Source organism: Plectonema radiosum NIES-515 (genome assembly GCF_025753815.1).
Taxonomy (GTDB): domain Bacteria; phylum Cyanobacteriota; class Cyanobacteriia; order Cyanobacteriales; family Nostocaceae; genus Hassallia; species Hassallia radiosum_A.
The window spans coordinates 1-13690 of sequence record NZ_JAOWRF010000071.1 but is presented as its reverse complement, the minus strand read 5'-3'; the positions used below and the strand labels follow the sequence as shown (position 1 = coordinate 13690).

Annotated in this window: 17 protein-coding genes and 1 pseudogene; 5 read left to right on the top strand and 13 right to left on the bottom strand. The window is 42.1% G+C overall.

What is annotated here, in order from left to right; genetic code table 11:
• Positions 1-204 precede the first annotated feature (204 nt).
• From efp to OGM63_RS04790, 3 genes are all read left to right on the top strand, one after another.
• Entirely contained in the window at positions 205-762 is a 558-nt protein-coding gene (gene efp, locus OGM63_RS04800; protein ID WP_263744360.1) for an elongation factor P, read from the top strand.
• A gap of 108 nt (positions 763-870) precedes the next feature.
• Positions 871-1398 (top strand): acetyl-CoA carboxylase biotin carboxyl carrier protein, encoded by a 528-nt coding sequence (accB, locus tag OGM63_RS04795; RefSeq protein WP_263744359.1) that lies wholly within the window; start codon positions 871-873, stop codon positions 1396-1398.
• A 63-nt stretch (positions 1399-1461) separates the two neighbouring features.
• Complete coding sequence (locus OGM63_RS04790; protein WP_263744358.1) at positions 1462-1809, top strand: ArsR/SmtB family transcription factor; 348 nt, start codon at positions 1462-1464, stop codon at positions 1807-1809.
• 117 nt (positions 1810-1926) lie between these two features.
• On the opposite strand, the gene OGM63_RS04785 is transcribed toward OGM63_RS04790, so the two are convergent.
• From OGM63_RS04785 to OGM63_RS04775, 3 genes are all read right to left on the bottom strand, one after another.
• Positions 1927-2544 carry a GerMN domain-containing protein gene (locus tag OGM63_RS04785; protein WP_263744357.1) on the bottom strand — a complete coding sequence of 206 codons (618 nt, stop codon included), beginning with the start codon at positions 2542-2544 and terminating at the stop codon, positions 1927-1929.
• A 401-nt stretch (positions 2545-2945) separates the two neighbouring features.
• Positions 2946-3068, bottom strand: coding sequence for a hypothetical protein (locus OGM63_RS04780; RefSeq protein WP_263744356.1), 123 nt, complete (start codon positions 3066-3068; stop codon positions 2946-2948).
• A 67-nt stretch (positions 3069-3135) separates the two neighbouring features.
• Positions 3136-4950 (bottom strand): proline--tRNA ligase, encoded by a 1815-nt coding sequence (locus OGM63_RS04775; RefSeq protein WP_263744355.1) that lies wholly within the window; start codon positions 4948-4950, stop codon positions 3136-3138.
• 290 nt (positions 4951-5240) lie between these two features.
• Here OGM63_RS04775 and OGM63_RS04770 point away from each other — a divergent pair, with 290 nt between their 5' ends.
• Entirely contained in the window at positions 5241-6611 is a 1371-nt protein-coding gene (locus OGM63_RS04770; RefSeq protein ID WP_263744361.1) for a lysophospholipid acyltransferase family protein, read from the top strand.
• Positions 6612-6642: 31 nt separating this feature from the next.
• Here the strand turns inward: OGM63_RS04770 and OGM63_RS04765 are convergent, their stop codons facing one another.
• From OGM63_RS04765 to OGM63_RS04750, 4 genes are all read right to left on the bottom strand, one after another.
• The gene (locus OGM63_RS04765) at positions 6643-7368 is read right to left on the bottom strand and encodes a Uma2 family endonuclease (protein WP_263744354.1); all 726 of its coding nucleotides are present in this window, start codon (positions 7366-7368) and stop codon (positions 6643-6645) included.
• Positions 7369-7493: 125 nt separating this feature from the next.
• A complete protein-coding gene (locus tag OGM63_RS04760; RefSeq protein ID WP_263744353.1) occupies positions 7494-8066 on the bottom strand; it encodes a Uma2 family endonuclease in 573 nt (190 codons plus the stop codon).
• A gap of 27 nt (positions 8067-8093) precedes the next feature.
• Positions 8094-8369 carry a hypothetical protein gene (locus OGM63_RS04755; protein WP_263744352.1) on the bottom strand — a complete coding sequence of 92 codons (276 nt, stop codon included), beginning with the start codon at positions 8367-8369 and terminating at the stop codon, positions 8094-8096.
• 105 nt (positions 8370-8474) lie between these two features.
• Positions 8475-9029 (bottom strand): (2Fe-2S) ferredoxin domain-containing protein, encoded by a 555-nt coding sequence (locus OGM63_RS04750; protein WP_263744351.1) that lies wholly within the window; start codon positions 9027-9029, stop codon positions 8475-8477.
• A 226-nt stretch (positions 9030-9255) separates the two neighbouring features.
• Here OGM63_RS04750 and OGM63_RS04745 point away from each other — a divergent pair, with 226 nt between their 5' ends.
• Positions 9256-9579 carry a chitin binding peritrophin-A domain-containing protein gene (locus tag OGM63_RS04745; protein WP_263744350.1) on the top strand — a complete coding sequence of 108 codons (324 nt, stop codon included), beginning with the start codon at positions 9256-9258 and terminating at the stop codon, positions 9577-9579.
• Between the two features lie 133 nt (positions 9580-9712).
• Here OGM63_RS04745 and nifT read toward each other — a convergent pair whose 3' ends face one another.
• The 6 genes and pseudogenes from nifT to cysE all read right to left on the bottom strand — a co-directional run bounded on the left by nifT (position 9713) and on the right by cysE (position 13219).
• Positions 9713-9916, bottom strand: coding sequence for a putative nitrogen fixation protein NifT (gene nifT / locus OGM63_RS04740; protein WP_263744349.1), 204 nt, complete (start codon positions 9914-9916; stop codon positions 9713-9715).
• Positions 9913-10179, bottom strand: coding sequence for a nitrogen fixation protein NifZ (locus OGM63_RS04735; RefSeq protein WP_263744348.1), 267 nt, complete (start codon positions 10177-10179; stop codon positions 9913-9915). The genes nifT and OGM63_RS04735 overlap by 4 nt, the downstream gene beginning before the upstream one ends.
• Entirely contained in the window at positions 10166-11299 is a 1134-nt protein-coding gene (gene nifV, locus OGM63_RS04730; protein ID WP_263744347.1) for a homocitrate synthase, read from the bottom strand. Before nifV ends, OGM63_RS04735 begins: the two co-directional genes overlap by 14 nt.
• A 394-nt stretch (positions 11300-11693) precedes the next feature.
• Entirely contained in the window at positions 11694-11891 is a 198-nt protein-coding gene (locus OGM63_RS04725) for a DUF2949 domain-containing protein (RefSeq protein WP_263744346.1), read from the bottom strand.
• Between the two features lie 168 nt (positions 11892-12059).
• A complete protein-coding gene (locus tag OGM63_RS04720) occupies positions 12060-12317 on the bottom strand; it encodes an Asr1405/Asl0597 family protein (protein ID WP_263744345.1) in 258 nt (85 codons plus the stop codon).
• Positions 12318-12408: 91 nt separating this feature from the next.
• Positions 12409-13219, bottom strand: a pseudogene (cysE, locus tag OGM63_RS04715) (serine O-acetyltransferase).
• Between the last annotated feature and the right edge of the window lie 471 nt (positions 13220-13690).

The window sequence follows — 13690 nt, the reverse complement described above, 5'->3', positions numbered from 1 at the left end:
GATGGGGGGGACAAGGGGGATGGGGGGGACAAGGGGGATGGGGGGGACAAGGGGGAAAGGGGGATGGGGGGAGAAATATTTCTTGCCCTTTGTCCTTTGCCCTTTTCCCCTCTTCAAATTCTCAATTCTCAATGACAAAATGACTAATCTCCCCGCTTGAGGGGTACAATAAATGCCGGTTGTCTTCCAAAGAGTAAAAGCTTCATGATATCTAGTAACGACTTTCGACCCGGTGTTTCAATTGTTTTAGATGGGTCTGTATGGCGGGTGATAGAATTCCTGCACGTTAAGCCAGGTAAAGGTTCTGCCTTTGTGCGAACAAAGCTGAAAAATGTCCAGAGTGGGAGTGTGGTAGAAAAAACCTTCCGGGCTGGGGAAAGTGTGCCCCAGGCTAATCTAGAAAAAAGCACGATGCAACATACCTATAAAGAAGGTGATGAGTTTGTCTTTATGGATATGGAAACTTATGAAGAAGGCAGATTGAGCGCTAAACAAATTGGCGATCGCGTAAAATACCTCAAAGAAGGTATGGAAGCTGAAGTCATCCGCTGGGGTGAGCAGGTGCTGGGTGTGGAATTGCCTAAGTCTGTGGTTTTGGAAATTGTCCAAACAGACCCTGGTGTCAAAGGTGACACTGCCACAGGTGGCTCAAAACCAGCAACTCTAGAAACTGGAGCAATTATCATGGTTCCTTTGTTTATTGCTCAGGGAGAACGTATCCGAATTGATACTCAGGAAGATAAGTATATTAGCAGGGAATAATTTTTATCTCACCTGTTTTATCTCACCTGAAAATTTCCCTCTCAAATCGGGATGCGAGCTTTCTGCCACGAAAAACATTTCATACGGATAGGTTGAGGTAAAAAAACTGTGCCATTGGACTTTAATGAAATCCGCCAATTGCTGGTAACTATTGCACAAACAGATATTGCAGAAGTAACCCTGAAAAGTAGCGATTTTGAATTAACGGTACGTAGGGGGGTTAACGTCAGCAATCAAGTGCTCTTTAGCGGTGCAACTGGATCGGGATTGACAACGACACTAACTGCACCCCAAGTGGCATTTACTCCCTTAGCGGAGATTGCCACAAGTCGCGTTACGGAAAATGCCGCGACTGGGGTGCCGTCGTCAGCACAAAACTCGATGCTTGACCAGCGATTAGTAGAAGTTCCTTCCCCGATGGTGGGAACATTTTATCGCGCTCCAGCTCCAGGTGAATCGTCTTTTGTGGAAGTGGGCGATCGCATCAAGAGCGGTCAAACTGTCTGTATTATCGAAGCAATGAAGTTGATGAATGAGATCGAAGCCGAAATTTCTGGACAAGTGATGGAAATTTTGGTGCAAAATGGCGAATCGGTCGAATATGGTCAACCTTTGATGAGAATTAACCCTGATTAAGTATTAATCTATATATGAAATGAGTAATTGTTGATATTTTCTCTCCTTGCGGGTTAAACAGTAATGAAACAAGTGTTGCCTATACCCCCTGAAGTGGTGCAACAAGTAGCCGAATACTTCAGCCTGTTAAGTGAACCGATGCGCTTGCGGCTGTTGCACCTACTACGGGATGATGAAAAATGCGTGCAAGAGTTGGTAGAGGCAACACAAACTTCTCAGGCAAATGTGTCAAAACATCTGAAGGTAATGTGGCAAGCGGGAATCCTCAGCCGTCGCAGTGAAGGAACTTGCGCTTATTACCGCGTGGAAGACCAAATGATTTTTGATTTGTGCAATCGTGTTTGCGATCGTCTTGCCACGAGGTTAGAAAAGCAAGCTCGTAGTTTTCGGATTTTGAATAGCAAGCTGTAAGTTTAATACGAGGAGCGGAGTTAGGAGTTATGAGTTATGAGTGAGGAGTTATGAGTTACAACTCCTCACTCTGCTCCTCTGGCTTTTAACTCCTAACTCCTCACTCCTAACTTTTGATTAAAGCGAATAGTCTTTGTTAAAGCTTTCGCGAGTTAGTGGCTGTTCTACTTCCAAACCTTCACCTCCTAAAGTTTCTAATTTTTTGCCGTTCACATCAATGTATACTTTGGCGGTGGGATTCAAAGTGGTAGCGGTGTAGACAACTTGTCCCACACGACCAATCATTGAAGTACTACCACCTCCACTAGTAAATTCATTCGATAAATTAACGTGGATCTCATCATTTTGCACCTTTAAACTTTCTAATTTTGTTTCTTTGGGGATGGTGGTGGAACCTGTCCCTTCTGTCGGTCCTGCTAACAAACTTTGGAAAACCGCTTCTAAAACTTGGTCGGGTTTGTTACCAGATTTAGCTTTAACTTGAACTGGTTGGGGAACAAATTCAAAATTTTTGCCGTTGTCTTTCAACCAATAAATATTAGTTGCTTGTTTAACAGGCTGGGCTGGTATAGTATTGCCTGAATTTGGTAAACCTGTAGGTGCAGGAGTTGGCACTCCAGAATGATTGGCATTCCAAGTTAACCAAGCTACACCACCACTAACGGCTATAACTGCGGCTGAAACAGCTGCAATTACACCTGAAGAAATACGTTTAGATCCTTGTTGGTCTTTCATGCTTAAAAGCTTCCTGAGAGCTAAGATAATATTTATGTGAGCCACGGCGCAGAACAGGGGGTCTCCCGCATTTCCTTCGCGCCCATCGTCCGCTCTGCGGAAGCGGTAGCGAGTCTTCTCGATTCGGGGAGACGCTCCGCGAACGAGCGTCACCCCTTGGGTGAGTAGAAGCCTGGGTAACGACGATACTTAGAAGCGGGGAGTTTCCAATCTTCGCTTAAGATGGTTCTATCCTTACAAATGCTGCCATCTCTAATTCTCCTTGCCTTCTCTTCAATTTTAGAATTCGCGCTTGCAGTCTGCCACCTTCTAGGTTACGTAAATCTAATCGTTTGTTGATGTTATTTAGGATTACATTAATAAGTTTTGGTGGAACTTCTACTTTATCGACTTGTGCGACTTCAACTACGCGATTTTATTTCAATGCGATCGCTTTCTAATTCTAAAACTGCAATCCGGATATTTTGCCTTTTCAATTGTAAAGAACGTGCCGCAATTCTCACCCGTTCTACTTGACTTTGCAACAAAGGATTTTTAACGCTGAGGTTTGCAAAGGAGGTACGCGGAGTATTGGGGAGCGTACCTCTGCGTTTATTTTTTAACTTCTATTGCTTGGGAAATCCACTGTTTAAGTGTTGTCACGACTTCATCGATGGCGATTTCTTGAGATTGGCGAGTTCGGCGTTCGACTAGTTCGACTTTGTTGTTTGCGATCGCTCTTCCTGTTACAATCCTGTAGGGGATGCCTATTAAGTCGGCGTCTTTGAATTTAACGCCTGCACGCTCATCGCGGTCATCGAGTAAGGTTTCTACTCCCGCTTGATTAAGTTCGGTGTAAAGTTTTTCGGCGACTTCTACTTGTTGAGCGTCTTTTATGTTAGGGATTGTGACGATGGCGTGATAAGGTGCGATCGCTACTGGAAATATGATCCCGTCTTTGTCATAAGATTGTTCTACAGCCGCTTGAGCGATGCGAGAGACACCAAAACCATAACAACCCATGTATAAAGGCTTTTCTTCACCTTGTTCGTTGGTGTAATTTGCTCCCATGATTTGAGAATATTTGGTTCCAAGTTGGAAAATATGCCCTACCTCAATTCCCCGCGCTGTTTGGAGAGTTTGTTCTGGGTTGTGCATTGCGCGATCGCCTGCAATGGCTTTACGCACATCTACTATCAAAGAGGGTGCTTGAATTTGCTCTGACCAATTTGCCCCAACTACGTGATAGCCTGACTCATTCGCACCTGTAACAAAGTTCTTTAAATCCACTGCGGTTTTATCTACCAGCCGGACAAACTTGGCTGAAACATCTTTGGCAGACTGAATATAATCATCGGCGATATCGGGGGCAATGTAACCTAAAGGAAGAGATTTTGCCGCCCATTTTTGCTGTGCTTCTGCATCTGGTACGCTTAAACCGATAATAGTTTTAGCGCCGTACTGGGAAGCTAGTTTTGTCAACTCATTCTGCAACTTGATTTGATTAACTTCTTGATCGCCGCGAATGCTCACCAACACTAAAACTGTCATCCCGTTATCGTAAACTGTCTGATAAAGGACGTTTTTCACAACTTGGGTCGGAGAACATTTCAGGAATTGGCAAAGTGTCTCTATTGTCTGTGTCCCTGGTGTTTCGCGTTTCTCAAAGGTTGTAAACTGGGAAGGTTCAGCATCGGGTGGTAAAGAAACAGCCTTTTCCACGTTAGCGGCGTATTTACCATCTTCAGTATAGAGAACTTCATCTTCGCCAGCTGCTGCCAGCACCATAAATTCTGTAGAATCAGAATCGCCGATCGCACCAGAATCAGCATCCACTGCTCGGAAAGCTAAACCACAGCGTCGCAGCATATTACTGTATGCTGTGTACATATCTTGATAAATTTTTCTGAAGCTTTCTTCATCAGCGCTGAAAGAGTAGCCATCCTTCATAATAAATTCCCGTCCGCGCATTAAACCGAAGCGGGGACGAATTTCGTCGCGGAACTTATTTTGAATTTGGTAGAGATGCAGCGGTAATTGGCGGTATGAGCGAATCATATCACGAGCGATCGCTGTGATAATCTCTTCATGAGTTGGACCTAGCGCCAATTGTTCGTCTTTGCGATCGATGAGGGAAAACATGATTCCCTCAGCTTTAGTATAAGTCTCCCAACGACCAGATTCGCGCCATAATTCAGCGGGTTGTAATTGCGGTAACAGACATTCTTGTGCGTTTGTCGCGTTCATTTCTTCGCGCACAATCTGAGATACTTTTTGTAAAACACGCCACATAAAGGGAAGATATGCGTAGACACCTCGACCGATGCGACGAATATAACCTGCACGGACGAGTAATTTGTGGCTGGGAATTTCCGCATCAGCTGGATCGTCCCGGAGTGTAACGAATAACATTTGTGACAGTCGCATCGTGTGTCCTTTTGGAGATTTGCTAATTTTTATCTCAGTTAAAGTCTATTGAAGTATCAAGTATGAAGTATAAAGTGTAAAGTCTTAAACTTTCTGCCTCAATTTTTTCTTTTAGTACCCGACACCCTCAAGGGTGCGGCTATACGAACCAAGTCCGCCTTCGCGGACTAAGAAAATTACGAATTTCAGCCTTTTTTAGCCTGGATCGGCAGGCTTTGTACGCACAACGCCCCACCCTTCCACGGTGCGGGTTTGAAACACCCCAATCCCAAATTCAGGAGAAAACCGCTTTGTCTGATGTCATTTATCAAGCACAACCACCCTTAGAATTCATTCCCCCAGCGTTTAACCCGTTGGTTTTGAGATTTGTCCATCTGTTTTTACCCAGTTGGATGCGTTGGAAAACTGCGATCGCTGATGTTGAGGCAGATAAAGTAGAGATTTTGGTAGACCTCTATCGCCAGTTTCAAGATGGTAAAATCCGCTTTATGTTGGCGTTTCGTCATCCGAAGACGGACGATCCATTTTGTTTGGGTTATTTACTTTCCCAACTCGTGCCAAAGGTAGCACGTTATCAGGGTACAATACTAGAGTCGCCGATTCATGCTCATTTTATCTACGATCGCGGTATTCCTTTATGGGCTGGTTCCCATGTCGGTTGGATCGCTTCTAATTTGGGTGCGACGCCAATTCAACGGGGTAAAGCTGATTGGACGGGTTTGCGATCGGCTCGTGAGTTGTTTGTAAATGGAAAATTCCCAATGGCGGCGGCGCCAGAAGGTGGTACTAATGGTTTGAGTGAGTTGATCAGTCCATTAGAACCAGGAATCGCGCAATTAAGCTTTTGGTGCGCGGAAGATTTGCATAAAGCACAACGCTCGGAACAAGTTTTAATTGTACCAGTTGGAATTAAATATAGTTATCTCGAAGCGCCTTGGGAAGCGATCGCTCATCTTTTAAGTGAATTAGAAGCAGCTAGCGGTTTACCTGTGCAACAAAGTAATGCTACCTTTGAGTCGCTTTATCCCAGGTTGTTAAATGTGGCTGAACATTTAATGTCGTTGATGGAAAAGTTTTACACGCGGTTTTACCATCAAAAGCTGCCAGAAATCAAGATTGCAGAAGGACACGATAGAAATGAAGCGTTAGCACATCGACTGCAAGCGATGTTAAATATAATTCTACAAGTACCAGAGCAATATTTTGACTTGCACCCCATAGGAAACTTAACCGATCGCTGTCGTCGAGTAGAACAAGCGGGATGGAATTATATCTTTAGAGAAGAATTTAAAGATGTCAAAACGCTGTCTGTTGTGGAAAAAAGTTTAGGCGATCGCATTGCCGAAGAAGCAAATTTGCGAATGTGGCACATGCGACTAGTAGAAAGCTTCGTTGCAGTTACAGTTAAATACATTCAAGAAAAACCGACCGCAGAAAGGTTTGCGGAAACAACTTTACTTTTATCCGATATGATATCACGAATTAAAGGTAGCAATCCATTTAAGCGTCCGCAATTAGGCAAGCAAAAAGCAAGAATTACTATTGGTGAACCCATATCAGTTTCTGAACGCTATTTAGTATATAAAGGAAGTCGTCAAGGTGCGAGACAATCAGTTGCTGACTTAACAAAAGATTTGCAGCAAGCGATGGAAAAAATGTAGTAAGCGCTTCAGCGCTTATTAAAACTTAGTATCACTCAGACAATTCCCCAAAGCGATCGCGATAACGTTGTAACAAAGCTTGCATTTCTGCTGCTTGTTGTTCAGCTAACTCTCTTTGCTGTCTTTCCTGTTGTGCAACTTCTTCGGGAGTGGGGAATCTGTTTCCTTGTTCATCAAACCAGTATAACCACTCACGCTGCCATCCTTCATGGACACCTTGACCTCTACCAATTCCCAATCCTATTTCTGGCATCCACACTGGTTCACCAGAACAAAGCAAATATACGCCATTTTCTAAGCGATAAACCTCAAAAGGTTGATGCTTGTCACGCTGATAATATTCAGGGTTGTAAATCACATAATACAACACGCCCAGCCGAGCATAAGCGTTAATTTTCTCTTCGTATTCTTTCCCGTAGGTTTGAGAAACAAGTTCCAACACCAAAATGGGAGCAATATTATTTTCTTCTAACAAAACGTAACTTAAACGTCCTTTAGGATCATTTTTGCGACGCGGTACTCCTAAACTTAAGAAACCATCGGGAATTATTGGAGTTCGTCGAATTTGACCTGTGCGGTCATAAATTGCCATATCAACTCCAAAAAACCAGTCCCATCGGTCTTGCCAAATTAAAGCTAAAATGGCTTTTAATAAATTGGGAATCAGGTTTTGTAGTTCATTATCCACAGGGGTATCGTCGGAGCAAGGTAACTCTTCTGAGGAGGGTAAATACTCAGGCGTATTGTAGTCTAGCATGACGAGTCATTTATTTTAGATTAATTATATTGCCATCGAAATCATTTTTTTATCGCAGAGGAGCGCAAAGGTTTCGCAAAGTTTCGCAGAGTTATTTTTATATGTAGCGAGTGAAGTTAAATACATCATCCGGGAAAAACTTTAGATAAATTCAGAGTTAAATCAGGAAAAGAAGGCAAAATAATTGATTCATTCGGCAGAGAAATAAACTTGCGGCGATAACCGAATTTATCTGATAAATTTTGATAAGGTTCGCTGTAAGATTCTAGGTAATTATCTACTAAATTAAATATCCAATAATCAGAAATGCCCGCTTCAGCGTAAAGTGATAGTTTTACCTCTTGATCATATTTTAAAGAGGAATCAGCAACCTCAATTAAAAGCAATATATCAGCCGGACTGGGATGAGCAGAAAGGTAGTTATCATCGAAATTACGGACAATGGTTAAATCTGGTTCAGGTTGGCTGTAGTCAGGGATAACAATTGGTTGTTGTCCTCGTACTAAAGCACGGTCTACCAAAAGCTTGATTAATTCCCTAAATAAAAGTGTCTCACAAACTGCGTGCGGTTTACCTTTAGCTACCATTTGGACAATTTCTCCTCTAATTAGCTCAAATTGGTCGTCCTCTTTTAAAAATCCGAGTTCTGCAAGACGATGATATTCATTTATGGTAAAGCGTTTAGTGGTGATAGTCATAACAGTTACGGCTGTGTAGGGCTACTTTTATTTTAATGCTTGCAAGTTGAGAGGAATGCGTTCTAATATTATGTCCGGTAAATTACTTACAATTGTAAAGACGTTCCAGTAAAGACGTTCTAGTAAAGACGTTCCAGTAAAGACGTTCCAGTGGAACGTCTCTACGACGGTTGCGACGTTTTTATTACTGTTAATTAAACGGACATGATATAAAATGCTAGAATCAAATACTTTGTCTAGTTCTAAATACTTAAAATAACGTAACCGATATGACAGTGACACGTTTGGTTGTGATATATTCATTACACAAATGTAGAGACGTAGCACTGCTACGTCTCTAAGGGTTCCGGATAACGCATATTTAATTTATACCAGATGTCTATTTAATGAAAAGCTTTCTAATCAGAGTTAGCATTCATCGCTTTTGCAGGTGAAGTGATTTTCCAACAGAGACGCGATCGCTTCCGGGCGCACTTTGTTGTATTGCTTCTTCCCAACCTGTAAAATACAGTTGGGTGCGCTGCTGCAACGTTTTTGGCAGCTGGTACGCTCGATTGTAACTCGATCTAATAGACCGCGATCGCATAAAGTCTGTTCTAATTCTGATAACAAACCTTTACCACCACGCTTCAAACAACCGGATTTTTGACAGATCATAATCCGTGCTTTTTGAGAAGGTGTATTTTGCTTTGGACAAACACCACTTCGAGACACACCATCAGCCTTGAGTTTAAGTTCGCCTGTCAGCTTGTTTAACTTACTAACACCAACAACACGAATTTTATCACCTGGTACTAAAGATGCACTAATAGAGGTACGCAATTCTTTAGGAATTTTAATTTCTACTTCTTCCGAGGAAACTACTAAACGCAAATATTTAGGCTTTTGTGGTTGATCACCAATAAAGCTTAGTAATTCTCCTTCCAAATTAAATTCCGATATTGTCAGATATTTGTCGCTCATTTTTGATATTTGTTGGTTGGTAGTTGTTTATGCTGCTTAAATGGATAAAATCGAGCTTGCAACCAAATAAAATAAACTATGCTTTTGTGTACAAATAAACTCTAATTTTCTTAACTGTCTGTTGTTTTTTCTTTAACTGTCTTATCTGTCCTTGCATTTTCGCTTTGATGCTGAGAAAATATTCAAATTGGTACGACAACTCATAATTTACAAGTAAAAATAAACCATGAAAAAAATACTGTTGTGCTGTTGTGTAATGATTTTAGTAATGTGGGTTGCCATCAACCCTGCATTCGCTGCTGATAGCAACAGCCCTGCACTTGCTGCGGATATTAACGCATGTACAAGTGAGGGATTTCACCCCGATCCAGAGGACTGCAAGAAATTCTTCCGTTGCGTAGATTTTGGTAAAGATAAATTGACAAAGTTTACCTTTGACTGTGGACCGGGTACCGTTTACGATCCAGACCTCATAACCTGTAACCATCCTTGGGCAGTCGATCCCAGTAGTAAATGCTACGAGCCTCTGAACCCCGACGCAGACCCCTAGTCCGCGATCGCGCAGGGCAAATACACCTGAAATTAGTTCACTAAGCAGCAAGCAATTAGTCCTATAGTTGATAGTTGTTGGTTAACAGTTATCAACTAACCACTAACCACCATCCACTAACCACTAACTCTTTTCAAACTAGCCGTTTTGCTTCAAAAGTTTGTGGTAATTTTAGCGGTTCTGGTAAGTTGGAAAATTCTAATTCCCAACCGTTAGCTAAAGTGAAAATCATTCCTTCCGCTCCCGCTGTTTGCTTAACAACTTCTTCTTCTAAGTCTTTTTTTGCAACGTAGGCAATTAAATTTCCCGCGTCATTCATCCGCAGCATTACTTTCATTTAGTTTCCTCAACAGCTTCTAATTCTTTTTTGCGACAACCGACGATGAATCCTGTTTCCAAAAAATGCACCGCATAAATATAGGAACTTTGTAAAAAAGTGCCAATACTAGATATGTAGCCAATATCTCCCTTTTTCGCTAAAACTGCCCCGATTTCTTGACCGGGAAATGTGCCATCATTTTTGATTAACTTGCGAAGTCGGACTTTTTGACCGATTTCAAAGACTGGTGGCAAATCCAGTTCTAATTCATCGCGCTGCATGAGAATACCTCTGTTCTTCCACCAAATTTAAAAGTTCTTGTGTAGTCAAGCTGCGTTTTTTCTGCACTGACTGATGTCTTACCGCATCCAAGACAGATGTTGTTTCTTCTGAGTTCAGACTAATACCGTGCTGCTGAAGTAAGTTAGATATCAAATGACGACCAGAATGTTTACCTAAAACCAAACGTCGCTCCCAGCCTACTTCTTCGGGGGCAAATGGTTCGTAGGTGATGGGATTTTGTAAGACACCGTGAGCGTGAATACCAGATTCGTGAGCAAAGGTGTTGTCACCAACGATCGCTTTCCAAGGAGGTACACTAGAACCTGATGCTGAAGCCACAAGTCGGGAAAGTTCCAACAACCGAGGGGTTTCAATGCCCAAATCAACATTATGGATGCGTTTCATTGCCATAACAACTTCTTCTAAAGCTGCATTTCCGGCTCTTTCACCCAACCCGTTGACTGTGGTATTTACTGATAACGCACCAGCTTTGATACCAGATAAGGCGTTAGCAGTCGCTAAACCAAAATCATTGTGAGTGTGGATTTCCACGGGAATCATCAAAGCATTCACCAGTCGCTTTACTTTGGTGAAAGTTCCGAATGGTTCGAGAACCCCGACGGTATCGCAGAAGCGAAACCTAGATGCACCCCACTCTTGAGCATAAAGTGCGACATCTAAAAGAAAGTTGTCATCAGCTCTAGATGAATCTTCACCTCCGACTGCAACCCAAAGACCTTTATCAACCGCAAAGCTAATAGAATCTCTCAATTGTTGCAAAGTTACGCGCCATTGACCGTGAAATTTGGCGGCAATTTGAATTCCGGAGACGGGAATCGAAATATGCACTCGTTGCAAACCACAAGCCATAGAAGCTTGAATATCTGAGATAACAGCACGGTTCCAGCCTAATAGTTTGGCTCGCAAACCCATATTATTAATTATAGATATGGCACGTATTTCTTCCTCGCCCATCGCCGGAATTCCGACTTCTAATTCCTGAACACCCATTGCATCCAAAAATTTGGCGATCGCTAGTTTCTCTTCTAAATTGAAAGCAACACCTGCCGCTTGCTCACCGTCACGCAGCGTCGTGTCATTAATGATGACTTGATTCATTTCTAATATCCTAGATGGGAAATTTCCTAATACCCTTTCACAGATTGCAGTGCTACTTTTCAAAGAATTCCTGGTAATGACAATTGATGATCGACGGTAAATGCTGAAAAATATCACATTTCATATTTTTTCATTATTAACCGAATACCAACAGCACATCTGTATGAGATAGAACGAAAAAAGGGTATAAATTAAAAATTATTTGTTTCCGTAGGATACTTTATTGGTTCTAGCAACAGGTAGTGAATACAGCTACTAGCAACTGCCGGACAAAGTAACATGCACGCTTCGGGCTAATAAAGTGAAAATCATCGCACAATCCTCATGTGGTTCCCAAATTTTGGCATTTAGGGTAGACAATTCATCCCGCGATAAGTTACAGAGCGAAAGTTTCCTAAATTTGGTTTTCCAGCCAATCAAAAATCCTTTCTAGCTGTTCTAGGTCTATTAAACCATACTGCCAAAGAAGCATTGGTAAGGGACCTCTTTCTAATTCCCGGTGTCGCAGTGCCACAGCGATATCGGCAGTCGTAAGCGAAAGTTCTTGATGCAAAAAATTGATAAATTTTGTATCGCTGCGAGCTACGATCATCGAAAATTCAACTCCTTCACCGAATCAAGAATTAAATATTTGAAATTAAAAGTCAAGTTTGATAATTTCTCCTTTTTAATCACTGGGATATGTGGAAAAATGTTCATTTTTAACAGATTGGAAAGCAGCGAAATGTATGCTATATTTCTGCTAAAATTGTCCGGATACTCAGTAATTATCGCTGTAATTCCAGCAACGCTCTAACCAGTGAACTAACTCGTGACGCGAAGCAACAAATTGCATCACGATACTACGGACAAGAATCGCTGTTATACAACTATTTACTTCTACCCGCAAAGAACCATCAGCGGGACAAGAACTGTTAATCATTAATTCTTGTAAACGGTGATGAATTCTCCAGCGATCGCATAAAGGAATTTGCAAAACTTGATCGCCTAAAGCATCGGAATTACTACAAGGTGGCATAATTGGGGATTGGGGAGAGGGGATTGCTTCTCGCCGACACCCTGGAAGGGTGCGGCTATATGAACGAAGTCCGCCTGCGCGGACTATGAAATTAAGACTTATAGCCCACGAAGGTGGGCTTTGTTCGTGTAGCCTCAGGCTTCAGCCTGAAGGCTAATGAGGTTTGCGAATTTTGTTCTTGATGACTTTTGAGGATTTGCAATTCTTTTTCAAGTTGCTCAATGCGAGAGAGCAAAGTGTGCATTACCGATGCTTCGACATCGGGTAGCTTTCCATGTTCTAAAGGAGAAAGGGTTTCTTTGCGGCAAATAGTGCGTCCGGGAATTCCTACAACTGTGCAATTTGAGGGGACATCGCGCAAAACAACTGAACCGGCGCCGACACGAACGCGATCGCGTTCTTTGAATATTGCCTAAAATTTTCGCACCCGCTCCCACCACAACGTTTTTACCTAAAGTGGGATGACGCTTACCTTCTTGTTTCCCAGTACCGCCTAGAGTCACATCTTGGTAAATCAGCGTATAATCTCCCACAATGGCAGTTTCACCAATAACAACACCCATCCCGTGGTCGATAAATACACCTTTGCCAATCTCTGCACCTGGGTGAATTTCAATTCCTGTGAAAAATCGCCCCAAATGTGAAATCAAACGCGGAATGAAACTTACTCCCCGGCAGTGCAACCAGTGAGCAAGACGATGCAAACAAAGTGCATGTAATCCTGGGTAGCAAAACAGCACTTCTAGCCAGTTACGTGCCGCTGGATCGCGCTCAAAGATAATGCGAAAATCACTCGAAATCGGCTCAAAAAAAGCTCTAGAAAGCAGATTTTTTAGCAGATTGATCTTAGTATAATCCGGCGTTTTTGGTAAACTTTTAATACCGTCCAAAAGCTGTTGCATCGGTACTGTCTGAGTAAAAGAGCCGTGTGCTGTTTTTATGCTTATAGCAGACGACTCTGAATAGGGCAGTGCATCCGATGCCTATTTGATTTTATTGAATTGATTAAGGTTGTACTCATAACCCTAAACCCCTATTTAAGGGAAATTTCAAATTTCCTTGGGGGTATGGGTGCTAGTATTTTTAGGATGGGGTACTAGTATTTCGGGATAAGGGAGTAAGTATTTCTGCACTCAATCTTCAGCTTCTTTAATGTCAGGCTGAGTAAGCATTTCTGCCAAATATTTTCTTAAAACTTAACTTGTACTCATCTTCACTTAAAGATGAAGTATTCGACTTAAAAATAAAACTTCTGTATATCGAGTTACTAAATATATCCTATTATTCAAGTCAGGAAAAAACGACTTTCTTTATTTTCTTTTAGGCTTCTGTGTCTGTATGTACAAATACCATTTAAAATCTCATCGCGATCG

Bases quoted from the DNA above. Each gene is read 5' to 3' on its own strand.
- efp (WP_263744360.1), top strand. From the start codon at position 205: ATGATATCTAGTAACGACTTTCGACCCGGTGTTTCAATTGTTTTAGAT.
- OGM63_RS04790 (WP_263744358.1), top strand. From the start codon at position 1,462: ATGAAACAAGTGTTGCCTATACCCCCTGAAGTGGTGCAACAAGTAGCC.
- OGM63_RS04785 (WP_263744357.1), bottom strand. From the start codon at position 2,544: ATGAAAGACCAACAAGGATCTAAACGTATTTCTTCAGGTGTAATTGCA.
- OGM63_RS04775 (WP_263744355.1), bottom strand. From the start codon at position 4,950: ATGCGACTGTCACAAATGTTATTCGTTACACTCCGGGACGATCCAGCT.
- OGM63_RS04765 (WP_263744354.1), bottom strand. From the start codon at position 7,368: ATGCTAGACTACAATACGCCTGAGTATTTACCCTCCTCAGAAGAGTTA.
- OGM63_RS04760 (WP_263744353.1), bottom strand. From the start codon at position 8,066: ATGACTATCACCACTAAACGCTTTACCATAAATGAATATCATCGTCTT.
- OGM63_RS04755 (WP_263744352.1), bottom strand. From the start codon at position 8,369: ATGAATATATCACAACCAAACGTGTCACTGTCATATCGGTTACGTTAT.
- OGM63_RS04750 (WP_263744351.1), bottom strand. From the start codon at position 9,029: ATGAGCGACAAATATCTGACAATATCGGAATTTAATTTGGAAGGAGAA.
- OGM63_RS04745 (WP_263744350.1), top strand. From the start codon at position 9,256: ATGAAAAAAATACTGTTGTGCTGTTGTGTAATGATTTTAGTAATGTGG.
- nifT (WP_263744349.1), bottom strand. From the start codon at position 9,916: ATGAAAGTAATGCTGCGGATGAATGACGCGGGAAATTTAATTGCCTAC.
- OGM63_RS04735 (WP_263744348.1), bottom strand. From the start codon at position 10,179: ATGCAGCGCGATGAATTAGAACTGGATTTGCCACCAGTCTTTGAAATC.
- nifV (WP_263744347.1), bottom strand. From the start codon at position 11,299: ATGAATCAAGTCATCATTAATGACACGACGCTGCGTGACGGTGAGCAA.
- OGM63_RS04725 (WP_263744346.1), bottom strand. From the start codon at position 11,891: ATGATCGTAGCTCGCAGCGATACAAAATTTATCAATTTTTTGCATCAA.
- OGM63_RS04720 (WP_263744345.1), bottom strand. From the start codon at position 12,317: ATGCCACCTTGTAGTAATTCCGATGCTTTAGGCGATCAAGTTTTGCAA.